Origin of the sequence: Mycobacterium tilburgii, from assembly GCF_902168065.1 — a bacterium.
GTDB classification, from domain to species: Bacteria; Actinomycetota; Actinomycetes; order Mycobacteriales; family Mycobacteriaceae; genus Mycobacterium; species Mycobacterium tilburgii.
Map to the genome: position 1 here is coordinate 1 of NZ_LR655739.1, position 19,595 is coordinate 19,595.

18 protein-coding genes and 1 pseudogene are annotated in these 19,595 nt (G+C 62.9%); 13 read left to right on the forward strand and 6 right to left on the reverse strand.

Features of this window, described 5'->3' with window-relative positions:
* Positions 1 to 607: 607 nt before the first annotated feature.
* The 4 genes and pseudogenes from FQ389_RS23160 to FQ389_RS23175 form a co-directional block, all read right to left on the reverse strand.
* A complete protein-coding gene (locus FQ389_RS23160; protein ID WP_144209208.1) occupies positions 608 to 1,897 on the reverse strand; it encodes a S8 family peptidase in 1,290 nt (429 codons plus the stop codon).
* 526 nt (positions 1,898 to 2,423) lie between these two features.
* Positions 2,424 to 3,103, reverse strand: a pseudogene (locus tag FQ389_RS23165) (DnaB-like helicase N-terminal domain-containing protein); the annotation flags it as partial.
* Between the two features lie 125 nt (positions 3,104 to 3,228).
* Positions 3,229 to 4,362, reverse strand: coding sequence for a hypothetical protein (locus FQ389_RS23170; protein ID WP_260860831.1), 1,134 nt, complete (start codon positions 4,360 to 4,362; stop codon positions 3,229 to 3,231).
* Between the two features lie 1,472 nt (positions 4,363 to 5,834).
* Complete coding sequence (locus tag FQ389_RS23175) at positions 5,835 to 6,035, reverse strand: hypothetical protein (protein WP_144209213.1); 201 nt, start codon at positions 6,033 to 6,035, stop codon at positions 5,835 to 5,837.
* 445 nt (positions 6,036 to 6,480) lie between these two features.
* On the opposite strand from FQ389_RS23175, the gene FQ389_RS23180 reads away from it, so the two are divergent.
* Positions 6,481 to 6,927 (forward strand): helix-turn-helix transcriptional regulator, encoded by a 447-nt coding sequence (locus FQ389_RS23180; RefSeq protein ID WP_144209216.1) that lies wholly within the window; start codon positions 6,481 to 6,483, stop codon positions 6,925 to 6,927.
* Here the strand turns inward: FQ389_RS23180 and FQ389_RS23185 are convergent.
* A complete protein-coding gene (locus FQ389_RS23185; protein WP_144209219.1) occupies positions 6,860 to 7,360 on the reverse strand; it encodes a cyclase family protein in 501 nt (166 codons plus the stop codon). The two genes, FQ389_RS23180 and FQ389_RS23185, sit on opposite strands and share 68 nt — an antisense overlap.
* Positions 7,361 to 7,583: 223 nt before the next feature.
* Here FQ389_RS23185 and FQ389_RS23190 point away from each other — a divergent pair, with 223 nt between their 5' ends.
* From FQ389_RS23190 to FQ389_RS23205, 4 genes are all read left to right on the forward strand, one after another.
* Positions 7,584 to 7,895, forward strand: coding sequence for a hypothetical protein (locus FQ389_RS23190; protein ID WP_144209222.1), 312 nt, complete (start codon positions 7,584 to 7,586; stop codon positions 7,893 to 7,895).
* Between the two features lie 24 nt (positions 7,896 to 7,919).
* A complete protein-coding gene (locus FQ389_RS23195; protein ID WP_327021944.1) occupies positions 7,920 to 8,126 on the forward strand; it encodes a hypothetical protein in 207 nt (68 codons plus the stop codon).
* Entirely contained in the window at positions 8,042 to 8,350 is a 309-nt protein-coding gene (locus FQ389_RS23200) for a hypothetical protein (RefSeq protein ID WP_327021945.1), read from the forward strand. Before FQ389_RS23195 ends, FQ389_RS23200 begins: the two co-directional genes overlap by 85 nt.
* A 254-nt stretch (positions 8,351 to 8,604) precedes the next feature.
* Complete coding sequence (locus tag FQ389_RS23205; RefSeq protein ID WP_327021946.1) at positions 8,605 to 8,784, forward strand: hypothetical protein; 180 nt, start codon at positions 8,605 to 8,607, stop codon at positions 8,782 to 8,784.
* Here the strand turns inward: FQ389_RS23205 and FQ389_RS23210 are convergent.
* On the reverse strand, positions 8,716 to 9,063 hold the full coding sequence (locus FQ389_RS23210; RefSeq protein WP_260860832.1) for an EsaB/YukD family protein: 348 nt from the start codon (positions 9,061 to 9,063) through the stop codon (positions 8,716 to 8,718). The genes FQ389_RS23205 and FQ389_RS23210 overlap by 69 nt on opposite strands.
* Positions 9,064 to 10,041: 978 nt before the next feature.
* On the opposite strand from FQ389_RS23210, the gene FQ389_RS23215 reads away from it, so the two are divergent.
* The 8 genes from FQ389_RS23215 (at position 10,042) to FQ389_RS23250 (ending at position 19,401) form a co-directional block, all read left to right on the forward strand.
* Positions 10,042 to 11,541, forward strand: a complete 1,500-nt coding sequence (locus tag FQ389_RS23215; protein WP_260860833.1) for a ParB/RepB/Spo0J family partition protein — start codon at positions 10,042 to 10,044, stop codon at positions 11,539 to 11,541.
* 89 nt (positions 11,542 to 11,630) lie between these two features.
* Positions 11,631 to 12,506, forward strand: coding sequence for a ParA family protein (locus tag FQ389_RS23220; RefSeq protein ID WP_144209228.1), 876 nt, complete (start codon positions 11,631 to 11,633; stop codon positions 12,504 to 12,506).
* Between the two features lie 16 nt (positions 12,507 to 12,522).
* Positions 12,523 to 12,741, forward strand: a complete 219-nt coding sequence (locus FQ389_RS23225; RefSeq protein ID WP_260860834.1) for a hypothetical protein — start codon at positions 12,523 to 12,525, stop codon at positions 12,739 to 12,741.
* Between the two features lie 588 nt (positions 12,742 to 13,329).
* On the forward strand, positions 13,330 to 14,136 hold the full coding sequence (locus FQ389_RS23230; RefSeq protein WP_260860835.1) for a dihydrofolate reductase family protein: 807 nt from the start codon (positions 13,330 to 13,332) through the stop codon (positions 14,134 to 14,136).
* A 258-nt stretch (positions 14,137 to 14,394) separates the two neighbouring features.
* Positions 14,395 to 14,787, forward strand: coding sequence for a Fis family transcriptional regulator (locus FQ389_RS23235; RefSeq protein WP_144209235.1), 393 nt, complete (start codon positions 14,395 to 14,397; stop codon positions 14,785 to 14,787).
* A gap of 707 nt (positions 14,788 to 15,494) precedes the next feature.
* A complete protein-coding gene (locus FQ389_RS23240) occupies positions 15,495 to 18,014 on the forward strand; it encodes a hypothetical protein (RefSeq protein ID WP_407662917.1) in 2,520 nt (839 codons plus the stop codon).
* Entirely contained in the window at positions 18,014 to 18,733 is a 720-nt protein-coding gene (locus tag FQ389_RS23245) for a hypothetical protein (protein ID WP_144209241.1), read from the forward strand. The genes FQ389_RS23240 and FQ389_RS23245 overlap by 1 nt, the downstream gene beginning before the upstream one ends.
* A 65-nt stretch (positions 18,734 to 18,798) precedes the next feature.
* Positions 18,799 to 19,401, forward strand: a complete 603-nt coding sequence (locus FQ389_RS23250) for an RNA-binding protein (RefSeq protein WP_313901993.1) — start codon at positions 18,799 to 18,801, stop codon at positions 19,399 to 19,401.
* Positions 19,402 to 19,595 lie beyond the last annotated feature (194 nt).

A 19,595-nucleotide genomic window follows, 5' to 3' on the forward strand; every position in this document is an offset into this window, starting at 1 on the left:
CTCTGGAGCCGACTGCGTCGGCTCTTAACCCCTTTCCCTCGGGCCGGGCAAGCCCGCCCGAAATTAGCTAGCCCCGCTAATCGCTTACGCGATTAGCGTATTGTATTCACCTCGTCACGATCGGCTTTCCACTTGGCGCAACCGCTGCCGCGGTTGCCTGACGCGTACGCCTGATCAATGCCACCGGTTGCTCTGCTGATGTGACGGTTGGCCTTATCGACAACCGTTCTGTCACTCGGGAAACCCGATCATCCGCCATCAATGGACTTGATGACACAGATTAACCGCGACGAGCGATGACACAGATTAACCGCGACGAGCAAGGCCCCGGCTTAGGCCCGCATATCACTACTGTGTAGCAGAGTCGGGAGGTGGTAGTCGGTAGGTGTGGGAACGCTCGACCGACGCTACCCGGGGAATGGTTTCGAGAGACTGGGCGGAGGCTTCCTCGATCGATCCGGAGATCACACCGATAGCGGCGTGAACTTCATTGACTTGCATGCCGTTAGCGCGCAACTCCGTTACTACGTCGGTGATGGCGTTACCGAGGTGTTCATCGTCGACCGCCACGGTGATTTCGATAGTTGGTGGAACCACGGTCGCTCCGTTACTGCGGCGCTTGAACTAACCCGGATCCGACGTCGACGGAAAGCACCGGTATTCGGCGTGCGTGCTGCACGAGCGAGCCCCACAAGGCTAATCCGTGCTGGCCGGTGGCCTCCGCCCACAGGGCAGCGATGCCGGACACGTGCGGGGTGGCCATGCTGGTTCCGCTGATGGTGTTGTAGCGGGTGGGCATTGGCCAAGACGAATACACGGCAACACCCGGTGCTGCGATGTCGACTTGGCCGCCGTTGACTGGGTTGCTGCGAGCCGAGAACGAGGCGATGTTCAACTGAGAGTCCAGCGCACCGACCGCCATGATCGACGGGCTGTTTGCGGGTACACCGACGAAGCCGGGGTCGCCGGGCCTGCGCGCGTTGTTTCCGGCCGCGGCGACGATAAGTGTCCCCGCCGCGAGGGCACGACGCCCGACACGCTCATAGGCTCGAGAAACTTGCGGGACGTCGGCGCCGAGCGACATCGAAATGATATTGCAACCGTTAGTGACGGCCCAGTTGATCCCGGCAAGAATTCCCTGATCGACGCCGGACCCGCTGTCGTCGAGCACCTTTCCGACGTAGATGTCCGCGCCGTATGCGACGCCGTATCGGCGGGTATCCGGGGGCGTTTGCGGCCCGCAAGAGGTGCCAATGCAATGCGTGCCGTGCCCGTGTCCGTCCTGGGGGCCGACTCCAGCGACGAACGACTGGGCATTGATCGGGCGACCGGCAAAGTCCGGATGGCTCAGGTCTAACCCAGTGTCGAGGACCGCGACGCTCACGCCGTGACCAGATCGTGGTGACGTGCTCACCGCGGTGGCCTGCAATCCCCATGTGAACTGTGCGGTGTCCTGAAATGCGGGCAGCGCGGCCGCAAGCGGGGCTGTGGTGTCGTTGATTCGCCCGCTCAGGTCGGTGACGCCGTCGCGGTAGCCGCGCATGTAATCGATCGATGGCCCCGCTGAATCCGCTAACACGTGATGGACAAGTTCAGGCTCGACAGCCCGGATTGTCTCCGGCGTTGACGACGCCGTCTGGAGTGCGGTGAGTTGGTCGGGGTCCGCGCTCACCACAGCAACGCCGAGCGCGTCAAACACGGTGCCTTCAGTGGCCCGGGTCCGCTCCAGATCCATCGCGTGGGCCTCAAAGTCGCCGCTCCGAACCACATTCGACATGCCCGCGATCGACTGAAGAGCACGTGCAGGGGCGACTGGGCTATCGTCTGCAAATACGACCACGTAGCGGCCGGTCGTCTGTGCCGGTTTGGATCCAGCGGAATTTCCTGGCTGTATCACGACAAATTACCTTTCCTTAGGTGCACCACGGGTTGTGTGTTGAGCCGCCGAGCCGCGCGAGGGGGAAGCAATGAGCCTAAGCGGGCTCCAGCCGGACCACACTCGACGAACCCCTGGTGCCGCCGTCGACAACTTTCGGCGGCGGCCACGCAGAGTCTCTGAGTTGTGTCGGGCTCAGAAGAACGCGAACGCATCGACTTGGCCGTTGTCCCTTACGCTGAAAACCGCCTCCCTGGCCTGCTGCGCCGGAGGGGAAGTTCACAAAGTTGACAGCGGCCTGTGTGCTGGGCTGGAGCGAGTAGCACCATGTCTTAGCTTGCACGCCGACTTGGGACTTGGCCTGGGCGGCCTGGTCCTCAGACACGATTTGCTCGGTCTGGGTAGTCATGCGGAGCACTCCGATCTGCTGAAGAGCCCTAAAGAGCCCTGTGAGAATTTTACCTCGCCGCGCAGCTTGCGCCACACAACAAACCCATTACTCGGCCTTTATGTTTGAGCCGGCGCGCTTTGGCCCGGATCAGCCGCTCACGATTTCTGATTTGCTCATCTCCAGGCTGAAGATGACGCTGGCCGTACCATGTTTGATGGAGCAGGATCGCATAATGTCGAGTTGCTAGTGCGGTTTTGCCTTGGCCGGGTCTGCCGGCGACTATGATCATTTGCCCGCCGTGCAGCCCGGTGGTGACCTCGTCGAGCTCGACGAAACCGGTCGGTACGCTGTGGGTGCGCCCGGAGCCGGAATGTATGGCGTCGATCTCGTCCATGGTGTCTTGCGGTAGATCGCCCAGCAGCGTGTAGTCCTGGCTGCCTCGGTTGTCGGTGACGTCGTAGATCTCGGCTTGTGCCCGGTCGACGACCTCGGCCACATCAGCGCCTTCGGCGCCGGCGTAGCCGTACTGGACTACCCGGATGCCGGCTTGCACCAGGCAGCGCAACACCGCCTTTCTTTTCAGCGACAATTCCGACGCAGTAGCCGGCGTTGGCGGCGGTGGGCACCATGAAGATCAGGGTGTGCAGATAGGGGGCGCCGCCGATGCGACGTAGCAGACCGCGCCGGTCGAGCTCTGCCGCAACCATAACCGCAGGTTCTCCGCGCCCGTACAGATCCAGGATGGCCGCGTAGATGGCTTGGTGGTTGGGCCGGTAAAAGTCTGCTGGTCGCAGCTTTTCGAGCACGTCGGCGATCGCGTCCTTGCTCAGCAGCATTCCGACCAGCACTGACTGTTCGGCATCGAGGTCCTACGGTGGTGACGGGCATCTTCCAGGTCGGTGTGGGCCTGGGCGCGTGGCCGGCCGCGGCCGCGCACCGGTGCGACGGTTGTCTAGATCGGTCACGCCGCCACCCAGTCGTCGACACCGGTGCCCTGCTCGTCCAGTTCAGCGGCGATGAGCGGCCAGCACTGGTCACACACAAATGATTTCAGCGGCAACTGCGCGCGGGCGATCGCTTGCCGGGATCCGCACACCACGCACTGGCATCCACCGATCGCCAACTCGATCAGCAGGTCATTGCTCGCCGCCCCAGCCGGACTCGGCTCTGCCTCAGCGTATTTGGGCTGGTTGTCCAAGATTTCGGCGGCCCATCGCGCCAACGCGACCCCCAACGGCAGATTTGGGAACAGTTGAGACGCTCGCCGACCTGCCCCAGCCAACGCCGCGACCGGATCTGTGGGCTGCTGCCTGAACTTCACCTCATGGGCGCGCAGCAGATCAGTACGCTGATCAGCGTTGGTCGCTGCAAACACGTCGCTGTACCAGCGTGTGGTGGTGTTGTCGGCGGCGGCTTTCGCCTCGGCCGCCGCGTGCGCGTCCCAGGCTTGTTGCAGGAGCCGCAGCCGCGGGCCGGTGCCAACCATGTTGTGCCGTAACCGCCACAGCGCTAACCGCCACGGACGCTGCACTTGGGTAGGCATCGGCGCTGAGAGCACCTCGAGGATTTGATCCGGGCGCCATCCAGCTTGTAGCCGCTGGCGGATTTCCCTGCCCAGCATCCACCGCAGGTGTTTAGGCAGTTCCGTCATCGGGGCGGGGAGGTTTTGCAGCACGTCGCGCAACTCCTGCGAAGAGACATCGACTTCAGTCGGTCGGGTAACGCGGGGCTGCGTTCGGTTGCGGAGGGTAGGGAGGTAATGAGATTGGTTTCTATAAGGAGAACAGCTTGAAAGGGTGACGGAATCATGGTCGAGGCGGTTGCTGTAAGCGGTGATGACCCGGCCCGAACTGTCTCGGTCGAGCACCGCGATGTCGCCGACAAAGCGGTCATGGATGGCGATGAATGCCCGGGTGCCGCGGCCTTGCGCCGGTCGGTAGACGATGACATCGTCGGCGGCCAAGTCCGCCAAGGCTCGCCCAATGGTCTTGAGGTTGTAGCGATGCCCACAGGCTGACGCGACCAGATCGACCAGTTGGCTCAGCGCCACCCGGTCGTCGGTGATTCTGCTCCAGCCACACAGCAGCCCAAGCACTGCGGCTAGCACGTGGCGGCGCGCTCCCCGAAGTCCTAGCCGGCCTACGTGTGCCTGCACGCGTTCACGCACCAGCGCGGCATCGACAAAGCCGACTCGAGGCCGGTGCCGGCAACCTTTACGTGCCGGGTTTGCGCGGTCGCGACACACACATGACTGTCCTGTGTTCGCCCAGCTCGCCGAGCGGTTTTGTGACACTCCGCGAGGCTGTGTTGAATCATGTCCAGGGTAAGCAGTACCCTGAGAATTACCTTCCACGGTGTTCTCCCTGTTCACATGGGGGACCGAGACTCTAAGTTGGCGCTTCAGGTCTCACGAAACTCGGAAACTCGGAGTTGGCGCTCCGAGGATTCGACCTTTTTGATCGATTCCCAGATCCCCCTCCTGGGGGCATCTGTCTTCTTAATCCCTGTATTTCGTTGTCATAACCCCTATATGGGGGTAGCAGCTGCGGCGGTCCTCCCTTCCTCTACCGAGTCGACCGGTTCATCGGACCACGCCAACGGCCGCAGAACTGAGATCGACACGGCTCCCCACCGTTACTTTGTTGTTTGCTGGCGTTACTGCTTGCGCCGGCAGGGATCGCGGGGCCGCTCTCGGCAACCTTTACAACATGTTTGCTGGCGCAGCGTACTGTCGGTTGACCAGGGATAACCATCTGGGCAACAGGGGTTTATGTGTACCGACAGCAAAGGCGTCGCCGTGCTAGCAATTGCAAGCGTCCAGATGGCGCGCCGCCCGGCCCACCAACCGCGCTAACAAAACAAGCACCATGGATGCAATGGTCGCCGGCCGACCACCATCAAGTGAGTCGCTGATCGCCGACCCTTAACGCTCATCCCTGGCTTTTGCACCGGTCCGGTGGGTTGTGGAGACGGCGACGCCTCTCATTCCGAGCCCAGAGGCCACCGCAACCCCCAGTAGCCGCTATCACGGTCGGCGATCAGATCCACGCACTGATCCGCGACTAGTTGGCGAAACCGCCTGCTGTTGAGCATGGCCCGCATTCGGCCGGCCCTTTTGGTCAGGATTTGGAAGTCATGTTGGCCAGCAAGCGCCATGACAGCGATGCACATGCCGACAACCCTGAATTGCCGAAACAAGTTCGACAGCATGCCCCGGTGGTGTCGGCAGGCCGGCACCACCGCTGACGACGGTGGTGTGGGCCCGAATCGAACCCAAAACCTGGTAGTGGTCGAAGTTGCGAAGGCTGGGTAAAAAAGGCAACCGTCTGGCGCCGCACATCATGTGGGTGCAGCCGTCCCAACACCGCGCCAAGCCGCCCGGACACTCCAAATCAACCTCGGTCTCGACATCCAGCGGCTTAGGCCGCGGCAACATAACGACTGACCGAGCGCTTGGTGACCCGCAAATGTCGGCGATTGCATTAAGCGACTGGCCCCGATCACGCATCCGGTGCGCCGTCAGGCGGTGATTGATCCATCGCTGTTTCTGTTGTCCAACAACCGCACTCACGACTGCTCCCTCATCGCGTCGATGTTGGCGTCATGTAGGCGCCGATCGGCGTGAATGTCAACAGCGCCGCCACGTTGCCGGGCCCGCACCTCGGGGCACTCACGCACCACGCACAGCCTAAGCCGGGCATCCGACAGCACCGAAGCGAACCCGTGCTGGCGCGGCCGCCGCGGTGTCGCTACCTTGGCCGTCCTCATGCCGAGACCCCCAGTGCGGCAAGCCCAGCCATGTCGGGGTCCGGGCCGGCGATGCGACGTAGCTCGTCCATGGCCGCGCCGTTCTCTTTACGTTCGGGCACCCACATGCCGGCGTACATCCTCGTTTCGCGTCGAATCCAACGCCCAGCAGGATTTCCTCGCGATCACGTAGGCACTTGGCCCACTAGTACAACGGCCGAACAACCTCGACCGGCTGATGCGCCCGCAGCGCGGGAATGACGTCGAAACGAGGCTCAAAGCCGGCAAGTGCCGGCATCTGAGGTGTCGGGCGCTGCGCCAAGTGTGCGAAGCAGTTTCACCGAATCCCTCCGCATCACGCCGTACGCTCCAACTTAATAAGACAACATTCTATGACAGCTAAGTTAACAGAAAAGTGGAGACCTCGGTGAATCTTTTTGACTATGAACCGCGCTGCAGGTCCGGTATGACGCGGCGCGTGCTGCGCGGATTCAATCCGCAGGCCTTCGCCGAGGCTCGCCGGCGCAAAGACATCAGCGTCGCCGACCTGGCCCGCCTCGCCGATGTCGGCCAGTCGACCGTGCATGCATGGGAAGCTGGTCGTGGAACCCCCCAAGTGGATCTGCTGGCTCGCGTTATGCGCATCCTTGACACCGCCATCGAGCAGGTCGTCAATATCCCTGCCCACGAGCGCTACCCTGGCGACTGGCGTGTCATCAAAGGAATGACTCAGCCCGAGCTGGCCGCCGCCGCCAAAATCGCCACCACCACTCTGCGGGGAATCGAACGCGCCGACATCGGTCTGACCGACGCCAACGCGTTCGAACTCGCAAAGCACCTCGGCATCAGCGTCGAGGAATATCGGGTCGCCTACCAGCGCGCCCGTCACCGCCCGGCCGGCGCCCCGGTATGAACCTCGAGGAAATTCCAGCAGCCGGCGCAGCGGTCACCTTGCAAACCGCGACCGTCCAATCCGTGAACAGGCGACGGCGCGCAGCTAACCAGCCAAAAGACACAATCCGATATAGTCCGATTCCCAGTCCAAAATAGTCTAGATGGGTGTCGTAGATGCGACGACCTTGGGCCTCAAGGCGTAAACCGTTGCAGGCGATCCAGTGCCGCCGGCGCTGATGAAGCCGCCAACCGCAAGCCAAAACCCGCGCGCAGTAAGCTGGTCGAGGTCCGCAGCAACCATTGTACGGCCTCGACAAAAAGTCTTCAGGCTCCAGCTCGTCGGCAGCAGCTTCACCTTTATTGAAATGGCACGGCGCGCCCCAATGGGTTCCGGTATGTTCCCCGACTGAAACATATTTGAGCGCATAGCCCTCGCTATCGAAGCTTGCCATAGGCTGCAACCGGTACTGGGGACCGCCGGGGTAAATGACATACTTCTCCGGGCGCCAAGCGGTGTGACAAACTGACAGCCTCGATTCCGTCGCCAGGCCTGCTGCACGAGTAGGTGACAGTTTCGGTTACGCGGTCTGGCTGGTTGGTGCAGGATTTTAATTGCTTGCTCGACGGCGCGCACCAACCCCGAATAGCCACACCACCAGCGTTAGGCGACACTTGATGGACATCCCACTGCATCCCGCTGTGGTCGCCGAAATGACGTGCGGGCGTGAGTTTCTCGAACAAATACACGCCGCGCGCCGCAATATCGAGCACCTGCGTGTGGAGGTTGCTTGCCCGGACGGCGACAACGCCATCGTGTTCGCCGGAGATGGCATGGTCGTCGACGCCGCCACATTCGCCGAGGACCTGTTTGACCGCTATCCTGGTGACAAGCTCAGCGAACTGCTGCTGGCCATGTCGGAGGCAGGTTTTGCCCAGGTGAACAGGAAGGTCAGCGAACAAGTGGCCGCGGTCCTGGAGAAGCGATGACCAGCAGCGACGTGCTGGACTTGTTTGTCAGTAGCTGCGCAGCAATGGGAGCAGAGGTCTACGGTTCACCGCCAGGTCGCCGACAAGCGGGCCGCACGCAGCGGATTCGAGCGGCTTACCGCGCAACATCCCGACCAGTGTGACGGGTGGCCTGGTCTGGCCGCCAACGGAGCGGTCAGCCGCGAGGTCCTCGAAAACGCCTACGCACGATTGGCACGTGCGGTGAATTGATGTCGGTCGCCGACTTCGTCGCGGACGCTGTGGATTTCGTGTTCGACATCGGCATGTACATTCAGCTGCACGCCCACGGCGCCAATGGAGTGGCCATGGCCTGCGCGGTCGCCCGTGCCGCAACCGGTGACTACGCGGGTGCCCGCGAGCTGCTCGACGACCGGATCCTGGCTGCACAACCAGGTCCTGCCAGTCATCTATTTTCGAGCCAAGCGTTGGCATGACGTGCGCCGTGTGCTAGCGCCGCTTAGCAGCCAGGTGCGCGACTACCCTTATTTATCTGCATCAGTCCAGTGCAGGTTGCTCACGGTTTAGCCGGCTCCTATTTGGGTTTGTGGCAGCAAGTATTTGACCAATTAAGCATCCAAGGGCAAGGGCCTATCGCGGCCACCAACGCTGAAGCACTCCTGGGTGCGAGGCTCGAGCACTGGGCCGCGCCGAAACGGACACCGCGCTGCTCAACGAGGCCTACGCTGTTGTGGGAATTTCTGAGAATCTGCGCTCCACGATCGGCACGGCGCTAAGCGACCCGGGTTTTAGCATCCACCTCACCACCGCGGCGCGTATTGACGCTCGCAACGACATGTACCTAACCTCGTTTAGCGATCGGGGAACAGTCTTGCGGGCTCCCACATTGTTCTCGGCGCGTAACGTGTAGGTCAGCCTGGATGGCCGAATGGATCGCCGAGGCGTCGGCGATGTCCTCGACCACCGGCGGTGCAGCCAGGCCGGGCGGCAACTTACACAGTATGAGTTGCTCGCCGTAGTCGACGCCCAACGTTTTCAGGGTGGCGTCCAGGATAAACGGTGTACCTCTAAGTGGCGCAAGTGAATACGGCCGCGGTCCGTCTTCGTCGAGGGTGTCGTCCACCAGCTCGTCGTCGCGGCCAGAGGCCAGCGTGGCCCGGATACGTGGGATCAGCTCTCTGATCGACAAGGTGGTCGGTTCCGCAGTCGAGCAGGATCATGTTGTAGTGCAGCTTCGAGATCTTTATCGTCGCCTCGAAGTCCTGGCTCTTGAGGATGTATGACGTGCGGGGATCATTTTGGGCTGCAATCATTTCCAAGCTGTCGTCGTTTTGCACGGTGAACGCGAGGAACCACGCCTGCTAGGCACGGGCTCCAATGCCCGCTCAACGATGAACGACATCGTCGTCGACCAGCGTTTCTCCTGGGTGCGCAGCCTCTTCAGCGTCCGTCTGTTAATGCGGATCGTGGTGGGGACTTTGTCGTCCTGGGCCCGCTGCGAAAGGGGTAGCCGATGGCCGAATCAGACCTGGTGCGAGAACTAATGGACCGCGTTCCCGGCCCTTGCCCGCGTGCTCGCAGTAGAGCACACAAGGTGGACACGGCAAGTAAATCGCCTATCCCGTTCGCTAATACTGCCTGTGCGTATGCGTATGAGCATGCCGACAACGGCCGAACGACAGATGCGACACGTACGCGCTGACAGTGCGTCAGTACACATATCGCGCATTACGGTATATGCGCAGACGACATAGACAGCTATGCGGAGCCGATGCACACGTGGGCAACCCCGGCCTCCCAGGTGGCACGCAAATCCTTTGCTCGGTGTCGAAATGCCTCCCCCGCATCAGCCCCTTCCATCGTTTTGGTGCTGCTGGAGCCCGGCCTGGCTCGGCAAGCCACCCACTCCCCCAAGCGCCGTTGCCAACCCGACTTAGCGCGGATGATGCAGCCTGCATCACTTCCAGAGGCACATGAATACTGGCCGTCAATTTGGCGACACGCCGTCGCCAACGCGTGCCCCACGACACCGATCCAATACCCTAATGCCGGTATTTCGAGAGGAGCCCCCGTGGCAGAGACGATCACATTTCACACGCCCCGCCGCCCCAAGCCTGGCAGCCGAAAAACTGCCAACAGGTTCGCCAAACTCGCCGGCGGAGACACCGTGCCAGACGCCGATCTCTCCCCCACCACCGGCGACTCCCCCACTGAGAACAGCGGCCTCATCGCAGGCATATCAGCCGTCGCCACCGACGAAGCCCACCATGTGGTGCAAATCCAGGTCGCCGAAATTGCTACGCACCCCTTCAACGACCCAAGCCGGTCACAACCGCAGCCGGGTGACCCCAAATGGGAAGAACTACTCAACGGCGTGCGCGCCAACGGCGTGCGCCTACCGGTGTTGGTGGTGCCGCGCGAGGCGTTCCTGGTGGCCAGACCATCCGTCGCTGCACATCTCCCCCCGCAGGCGCGTTACGTGCTGGTCTACGGTCACCGCCGCCGCGCCGCAGCACTGGAAGCCGGCCGCGACACCGTGCCAGCGGTCGTCGACGAGGCGATCATGGCCGACGACGGTGACCTCGACGCGATGGCCGCCGAAAACCTGGGTCGCCAAGACCTTTCCGATCTCGCCCAGGCCAAACTTTTCGCCCGATACTCCGAGCTAGGACTGTCGCAGCGCGCCATCGCTGAGCGCCTAGGCATTGACCAGGCCACGGTGTCACGCCGACTGGCGCTGCTGCTATTGGCACCCGAACTACGCCGAGCCGTCGACGCCGGCCAGCTGCCCAGCGCCGAGGCAGCCGCTCTTGCCGGCGCACTGCCCTATGGCCCGTCGCGGCGCTGGCAGAAAAATAAGGATCCCGACCAGCTATCCGAGCAGCGTAAGGCTGAACAAGTCCAAGCTCTAGAGCTAGTCCTAGACAGAGGAATGCTGGCTACCCGGGCCGCCGAGCACGTCATCGCCGAACGCAAGGCCCGCGCCAAAGCCACCGTGCTGGGGATCCCGCTCGTCGACAACCCCCGCACCGAACTGGGGGAGAACTGCCACCAGTACCGCGCCGCTGACTACCAGCCCGGTGTCGACGTCATCGGAGCCATCAACCCCGGTTCAGGAGCGCTGGACCTTTACGCCCGACCCGCGGCCGCCGGACATGATGCACCGACAGACAAGACGCCCGCGGATGCCGCCACAGCCGACGACGATCACGCCGCATTGGCGCCGCCCAATGACGCGGGACCCGACACAGTCGACGATGGAAGCGCCGCGCTCGCAGAAAAGCAGCGCGCCCAAACCGCCGCCGCGGAAGCCCAGGCGCAGCGCCGGCAGTTCTGCGCCATGTTGATCAACCATCAGCCCTCCAACGCAGACCTGCTCAAAATCCTCGTAAACCAGTACCTTTCAGGTGTCGCCGCCCGCAGCGCGACATCAGCGGTCGGCGCCCTGCTACGAGACTGGGACGCCGGCTCCGACGGCACAGGGGATAAGGCCCGCAATGCCCGGGCATGGCACCGAGCCGTCGCCGCAGCCGAACTGCACACCGCAGAACTAAAGGACAAGACCTGGGACAACGACGCCGTTGCCCACGTCGAATTGCTCATGAATCGGGTCGGCTACCAGCCGACTCCTTGGGAACGCAGCCAACTCGACGCCGCCCGCCCGTGATGCAGCCTGCATCACCCGCCGCAACAACCCCAACCGATGCAGCCTGCATCACTGGCCCCGCCGCAGCCCCGAAGCGATAGGAGATCAAATTGTCCACCTACGCGGTCGCCAACCTGTCCGGCAGCGTCGGAAAAACCACCACAGTCGTGACAACCGCCGTCCAACTGGCCGCCACGGGGCTGCGGGTCCGTGTCATCGACCTCGACCCACAGGCCAACGCCAGCACCTGGTTAGGCTACCCCAACATCACCGGCACGACCATCGCCGACGTGCTGCGCCTGGAAGCGGACATCAACGACATCGAACGGCCTGCCCGCATCATCCAGGGCTACACCCATGACGGTGGTGAACCGGCCTACATCAATGATCCTGACGGCCTCATCGCTAACCTGACCGTGGTCCCAGCGGCTCGCTCCACCCTGGACAAACTGATGGTCGAATTGCCGGCGGTGGTCGGGGGAGTGATGCGGCTTAGAGATGCACTCGAAGGAGCGGCGCCGGTAGATGTCACGCTGATCGATTCCCCCGGTTCAAACAGCGCCCTGGTGACGACAGCGTTGATAGCGGCCTCAGTCGAGGAGAACGGCCAAGCAGGCTCATGGGGACTGATCACCTGCACCAAACCCGCAGGCAAAGAATCAGAAGGTATTCAGGATTTGCTGCGCGAACTGGCCATTCTTAAAAAAAGCTTCCGGATCGACGTACCGCTGATCGCAATCGTTCCGTGCGCCGTGCCGGCCACCGGTGCCGTCTACCGCGAACAGATGGAATATCTTCGAGAAGGCTTCGGCGACAAGGTCACTCCGCCGGTTCGCCGCAGCTCGATCGTCGACGAGGCCTACACCAACTACCTGCCGGTTCCGCTTTACGGATACCGCGCTAAGGACGTCAATCAAGACTACGAGAATGTGATCGACCACATGAAGCGCCACGGAATGTTCCGCCCCGCGGCCATCAATGTCTAAACCTGTAGATCAGCCCATGCCTGGCGACGTCAGCAAGGTCAACATTCCCACCGATCTACACCAGCGGGCCCGCGCAGCGGTGCGCATCGTCGAACGCGCCACCGGCCGTCGCTACACCATCGCGCAGTTCCTCCGCGAAGCCATCATCGCCCAACTGCAAGTCATCGCACGCGACTACAACTTCGACCGAGAGATTTTTCCGGACAGCCAGCGTTTAGATCCAGGCCGCCGTTGAGTTGTTTCACTCAAACTGCTGCAGACGACTCAAAATTCGTGTCTAATTTTCATCTGAAACGTCACCCGCTGTCCAATTGGAAATCCCCGTGAGACGAGGTCCAGGGACCGACGGCTGAGGAGCTCGGAAACGGATGGCCGTCTCAATCGGTCAGCGCTTCACTGTCAGAGCAACTCACGGCTCTGCGATACGCAGAGCAGCCTACGCGGTGTCGAGATTGTTAGACCTCCGGCAGAGCGCTATTGTTGCCGTCCTCGCGTAATGTGGGGAGTGCGCGACGACGCGGCTACCCGTACCGTTAAAGACCCGTATTCGTTTCCGGTGCGTTTGTGTCGCAGCTGTGCATCGGTAAGCAGTGAAAACGTTGACACCGACGCCGAATTCACGACCAAACGACGTCACAGATCCTGATCAATGCTCCCGCCGCTGGAAGCGACTGACTTCTTTTCACGCGGCGTGCGCATAGTGGGCCAGACCGGCCCGAAAGATGTTTTGTGCGGCGTGCTCGTCGACCTGCTACAGGCCGATGACCGCAGCATTGGGGCACCAGCGCGATGAGTTCCGCCGTGTCGAGCGGTCTATGCCAAGATGAGAAAGATCAAGGCAGGCTTGTTCGTCGCTCTCGACGGTGTGGTCGAGGCGCCCGACCAGTGGTATTTCCCGTTCAACGATGAGACGGGCGCGGCCGTCGATGCCACGTTCAGCGGGGCCGACACAATGTTGTTCGGCCGAAAGACCTACGACAGCTTCGCCGGCGCCTGGCCCGCCCGAGAGGGCGCCGAATTCGCCAAGCAGCTCGGCGACGTCCGCAAGCTCCTGGTCTCCCGGCAGGACCTGGACTTCACCTGGCGCAATTCCGAGCAACTCCCCGCAACACCTACATCTCCGCCAAACAAGAGATCTACACGCAAGCCCGCCACACGATCCAACGAAATCAACGCGGCATGTACGCGCATCGCCAAGCAGGTCTACTGCCGAGAACTGGCCCATGAACGCAGTTTCGGCGGCACCGCCGCCAACTTCACTTTGTCCAACAACGCCAAGATGACTAAAGCCGACCGCGCCATGTTTACTGCCTCCACTGCCCTCTACCCCGACGAAATGGTTGAACACGCAGCCTCTTTGGGCCATATGCTCGCCAGACGCTCCAAAGGGCGCGCCCACTACAACGCCAGGGCGCGGCAACGCACCCGACTTACCCGCTCAGAAGTGTTCGACCTCAACGACGCCTTGCAGTACGGGCGATTTCGCTTCTCGCACTACATCGACTCTGCCTACGCCGCCGCATTCAGCAAAGGCTCCTTGCGCGACCGCTACAGTACCGCCCCGGTGTTCGTGACACGCACGCCGGACAACGAGCGCCGAGTGCGTGCACTGGTGGCCCGGTACAACTAAGGCCGACGCCAACATGCCACGGTCGAATACATAACCGCTGTCGGCGACGGTGGGGCAGATCCCCGCGAAATGATCTACGTCAAGGGAAAGTGGGTCACCATCGAGGTGGCTGGTGGCGTATCACCCGCTCGCCACATCCGTTCTGAGTCGATGTGCACAAAACGCACTTGTGCCGTAGAACAAGCAGTGGTTGTGCGTGTCAGGCTAGCTGGCTAGCATCCCGGACATGCTAAGGGCTTATGCAGGACGTAGGTTTGCATGATGACCAGCTACCTGACTGTCGCCCTGATTCAGGCTGCGGCACAACGGGATACCGAAAACTTCGCCGCGAAGATGGCAGACGTTTCACTTGAGGCGGCAGTGGATATCTGGCTGCGGCGCGTGGCTCGACGCAAAGTCACACCCACGCAACGTGCCCGCCTGGTGGGAGCCGTGCAACGGGGCAGCACCGGAGAGACAAAAGCCGTGCAAGCAACGCTATTGCGCGCCGCCGGCCTCGATGAAAGGGTGGCCGCCGTCGCTGCGATAACGGCCGGAGCGACTTACACCGAAGTCGGGGCCGTTCTCGGCATGACCCAGCAAGGAGTCAGCGCCCGCATCCGCCCCTACATTGCCGCACGCACCCACGCATCCGAAGGCGGCCCAACATGACTGGTCTGCCAGCATCAACGGCTCTCGTTGACCGTCATGTCGTGATCCTCTCTGCCGCGGGCTCATTTACGGTTGCCGGTGACCGGCTCACCGGGCCTGTGGACGGCGCAGACAAGCTGGAGAAACTGATCCAATGGGCGCATAAGCGTGGCCTGCTGCAGCCGATACCCTCCGGAGCCACGGGGGAGGGCAGTTCTGAACCCGCAAGGGTGTGGTTGGTTGGCGCTAGCTGTCATCAGTTGATCGGCCCAGAACACAATGCGGGCGACAGCGATGCCCAGCTGGTTAAGCAGATGGGGCAGAGTTTGGCGGCCCTCGTCGGCCGCGGTTGGGAACTGCGGCGCGCTCCCGGTGGGGTAGTGCTGTCCCGTGGTATTGGCCCCCAGCGCGTTTCGGTCGAAGTCGTGGCAGAGCAACACCCCTGGCTGGCCGGTAGCAATGATGGGGTGGCAGAGGACGTGATTGAACTCGGTCGTCGGTTACGGCGGTGGTACGCCACGCTAGGCGGGCTGCCGGCGACCAATGCGGCTGCCTGCGGAGCAGTCATAAATGACCACATCATGCGGAATCGTGTCGAGCGTCGCGGTGCTGTCGTCATAGCCCCAGGGGTATTGCCAGCTCAAGTTATGCCCGAGCTGCGAGTTCAACCGGCCTGGTGTCCGCCGGCATCAGAAGTAGAGCAAGAGTTCGAGCACTGTGACGAATTGGTGTGGCTGACCCAGGAGTGCCCCCAGCTCGCCTCGGCGGGAACCCTGACATTCGGGCACGGAAACCCGCAGATACTTGACGCCGTGGCCGCGACGCGAGCCGCCCACGAGGCGAAGCGGCCGTTCGGTCTATGGCACGTGACGCTGCCCCCGGCAAGCACTTTGCAAGTTCCTCACATGCTGCCGCCCCCGCACCCCCAGATGAAGGTCGACCAAGCCGTGCAGGCATGGGTGAGCACCGAAGATCTCGACGGACTAGCAAACGACGTTCGCGACGGGGGCGCCGAACTCGGCGCGGAGCAACTGGCGATCGACGGCGCAATCGTGTGGCCCCAGCACAGTCGCATCTTGGAAGCCTGGGCGACGCGGCTTCGCCAAGCCAGGGAAGAGTTCGCCGACGATCCGCCAATGCGGGCCCTGGTCGAGTCGGCGGCCGCCAACTATCTCGACGCGCTCGCCGACCCCCGCGCCTGGCTCGACCAGAGCTGGCGTCATCACTTCCAGCCGGCGTGGGCCGCGACAATCGCCGCGCGCGTGCGATTCCGCGGCCGGCGCGCCGCGATGCGGATCTCTCGCGAATACCGGGTCTGGCCGGTGTACGCCCGCGGTGCCGCAATGATCTACGCCCTGGGCCGCGACGAGGCGACAAACGCCCGAATTGACTTGTCTGATACTCATTCTCGGCTCGGACGCATGACGGTCACCGGGCGCACAAGCGTGACTGACGACACCATCTTGGCGGTGCTGACCGCCGAGACGACGACCCAGGTGGTCGAGGCTTTGACCGCGGCGCTCGACGTTGCCGCCAACACTGAGCCCATCGATTCCGGCACTGTCCCACAAACCAGTAGTAGCGGTGGGAGCGCCGAGGGCCAGGCGTCCGTAGGAGAAGCTGCCGGGCGCCGCACCGCCGATGCGACCGCCCCGGCCGCGCAGACGGAGCCAAGTCAGGACAGCAACCCAAAGCCGCAGTCGCCGGCCAAAGGTGCGCGAACGCGCCGCACCGCAGGGTCCAACGTGGTGTCCGGTGGTTCACCTGCCGCGGTCCTCCACACCGACGGGTTGTGGCTCGCCGACGGAACCCGCGTCGAGCTCACCGAGCCGATCGCGCATGTCGGGCAGGTCGCCAAGCTGGCCTACACACATCACCTCGGCTATCGACTCAGTCCGACCTACAGTGAGCCAGGCCAGATCTGGATCACCGACGCAGCGTGCCTGGCTTTCGGCATCGACGTCGACGCGATTAGCCGCCGCGATCGCGCCAAGTCGCTGCGCCAACTCACCGAAGGCATCGACTTCGTCACCCTCGCCGTCAACGACGGCTGGAACCTCGGCGGAGCGGGGGGGGACCCCCACGCTCAACGGCTCGGCACATGGACCCGCGTTTATCGCGACGACAAGCGCGGCGTGATGATCGCACTCATCCCCGGCATGGGTTGCGGGCCCGACGAGATGCCGATCCTAGCTGACGAACCGACACCGGCCCAGATCGCCCACCGACTCAAACTGCTCGCCGACACATTGCGGTTTCCATGGAAGATCAACGCCGGAGTATCCGCCGTGGACCTGATGCTGCAGACCAGAACCAAGACATGGTCACCGCAAGAGTGGCGAGACGACGTGTTCGCACCATCGACGACCACCCCGCCGTTCGGCATTGGTGACGTCGAATCAGACTTCGACTGGTCACGGCAACCCACCAGCGAGGAAAGCCAACGCCGCTACGTGCATGCCTACGACCGCGGCGGGTCATATGTGGCTGGCATCGCCGGCCTGGAGTTGCCGATCGGCGATCCGGTCCACCACCCCGACGGCGCACGCTTCGATGCCAAGACGCCCGGATACTGGCTAATCGACATCCCTGAACCGTCCGACTGGCGGCTCCCATACGTGCTGAACCCCAGGGGACTTCATTTCACCGGCCCTAAATGGGTGTGCACCCCCACATTGGAACGCGCCGCAGCACTCGGCTACCAGCCGGAGGTCCTCGAGGCCTGGCTGTGGTCGCGGCACGGTCGAGTGCTGCTCGGTTGGTACGAACGATTCCGCGACGCCAGTACGATGCTGGACATCGATGATGCCGACGCCCAGGCCGCCCGCGATCAGGCAAAGATCATCCGCACCCACGGAATCGGCATCATCGGCTCCGACGAGCACCTCAAAGGAAAACCCGCCTACAGCCCAGAACGGCGACTGCATGTGCTTTCCAAAGCCAAGGCCAACATCGTCTACCGGCTACAGCAGATCGGCGAAAAGATTGGACAGTGGCCCTTGGCGGTAGCCACCGACACCGTGCTGTACGCCTCCGACGACCCAGATCCTGTGACAGCGTGGCCCGGCGGGCCTGAGTCGCTCGGCCGCGGCTTCGGACAGTACAAACCGGAGGCCTCCGGGCTGCTTGCCGAGCACCTCGAGCACCTCAACGGGCGCGACTATCGCGGCAAACGCGATTTAGTTCCCGCCGCCGACTGGCGCGCATCCCTGCCGAGCACCGTTGACGATGATGACGGGAGCCGCTGATGGCCAGGCAAGGTCGCCGGCGCAGCCGGATCAGCGCCGGCGACCTGGCCGGCTACGGTTCGGTCGCCAACGACACGGTCGACGTCGAGCGCGCTGCGCATGGTCTAGGTGTATCGAAAACAGAGGTGCGCCAAGCCATCAGGCAAGCACAAGCATCCCAGAGCAACACGTTCGTGCGGCGCATCTCAGGGCGGCGCGAGGCAGACTCCGCTGAAGGCGCCAGCATGCGGGGCATGCTGCAAGCCGCATTCGGCCGCGGCCCCCGCGGCGGCGCGGTCAACGCGAAAGCCGCCGCGCAGTCATTGGGAGTTTCCCCAGTCACGGTGCGCCGCTGGGCCGCCGGAACCCAGAAACCGTCGCCGGGTCGACTGGCGGCGATCCGTGCTGCCGCGCGGCGCGTCACGACCACCAAACGCGGCCGTCGCGCGGCGACGTCGGACTTTCGCGCCAGCCCGCAGGGAAGCCAGGCGCTGTGCACCGGCAGCAAGATCTGGATCAGCGGCGAACAGGGCGTCGGCGGCTACGACCAGGGCTACGCGCGCGATCGCCGCGTGGCCACCGACATCAGTCCCGAGGAACTCGAGGCGATGCTGCGTGCCTACGAGGACGGCGGCGACAGCGGGCTGCGTGACTGGATGAGGGAATTCTTCGACGACAAATACGTCGCCGGTTGGGATTTCGTCACCATCGACGATTTCGGTATCGTCACACCCGAATGAGCAACGCAGCCAAAGCGATACGGTCTGCGAGGGGACCGCGCTGGAGCCGCAAAAGGCTCATCGGCATGCTTTTGGACTGCTACGGCCCCACTATCCGCGGTGGCGTCAATGTCGCCGCTGTTGCGGAGTATGCGGGCGTCTCAGTGTCCACAGTGCGGCGCTGGATCTCTCGCCGGCATCCGCCGTCTCGCCGGCTGGCGATTCCCAAGCACCGAATCACTCAGCTGCAGCGCGGTCCAGCCGAGGTCGAGCGCCGAAACGAACAGCAGTACCAATACGCGCTCAATGCGCTCAAGGCGATCAACGACGAACGCTCGATCTTGCCGGCCTGGCGTGAACAAGGCTGGCTCAACCCGCACACCGTCGCCATCATGGAAATCCACGGTAAGCCATGGCGTCAGGTTGCCGTCACCAACGCAAGCAGGCGGGCTGTGGGGGAGTTGCGCCGTCGCGGTAGGATAGTGGCCAAGCTAACACTGGCGACGCGGTTTCACGCCCAGTTCCTCGCCTATGCCGTGATGACCCGACAGCTGGCATGGCGGGTCCATCCCATCGCGAAGTGCCTTTCTGCTGGCCGTACCCAGGTATGGATGGCGGATGCGCCACCAGTAGATCTGGCTGCGTTAGCGAACGAGCTTGGATTCGAAAGTTGCGAGCCCTTAGGTTAGGCTTCAACCGGTGGCATTGATCAGGCGTACGCGTCAGGCAACCGCGGCAGCGGTTGCGCCAAGTGGAAAGCCGATCGTGACGAGGTGAATACAATACGCTAATCGCGTAAGCGATTAGCGGGGCTAGCTAATTTCGGGCGGGCTTGCCCGGCCCGAGGGAAAGGGGTTAAGAGCCGACGCAGTCGGCTCCAGAG

Bases quoted from the DNA above. Each gene is read 5' to 3' on its own strand.
- FQ389_RS23230 (WP_260860835.1), top strand. From the start codon at position 13,330: ATGAGAAAGATCAAGGCAGGCTTGTTCGTCGCTCTCGACGGTGTGGTC.
- FQ389_RS23245 (WP_144209241.1), top strand. From the start codon at position 18,014: ATGGCCAGGCAAGGTCGCCGGCGCAGCCGGATCAGCGCCGGCGACCTG.
- FQ389_RS23180 (WP_144209216.1), top strand. From the start codon at position 6,481: ATGACGCGGCGCGTGCTGCGCGGATTCAATCCGCAGGCCTTCGCCGAG.
- FQ389_RS23250 (WP_313901993.1), top strand. From the start codon at position 18,799: ATGCTTTTGGACTGCTACGGCCCCACTATCCGCGGTGGCGTCAATGTC.
- FQ389_RS23185 (WP_144209219.1), bottom strand. From the start codon at position 7,360: ATGGCAAGCTTCGATAGCGAGGGCTATGCGCTCAAATATGTTTCAGTC.
- FQ389_RS23175 (WP_144209213.1), bottom strand. From the start codon at position 6,035: ATGAGGACGGCCAAGGTAGCGACACCGCGGCGGCCGCGCCAGCACGGG.
- FQ389_RS23190 (WP_144209222.1), top strand. From the start codon at position 7,584: ATGGACATCCCACTGCATCCCGCTGTGGTCGCCGAAATGACGTGCGGG.
- FQ389_RS23235 (WP_144209235.1), top strand. From the start codon at position 14,395: ATGATGACCAGCTACCTGACTGTCGCCCTGATTCAGGCTGCGGCACAA.
- FQ389_RS23225 (WP_260860834.1), top strand. From the start codon at position 12,523: ATGCCTGGCGACGTCAGCAAGGTCAACATTCCCACCGATCTACACCAG.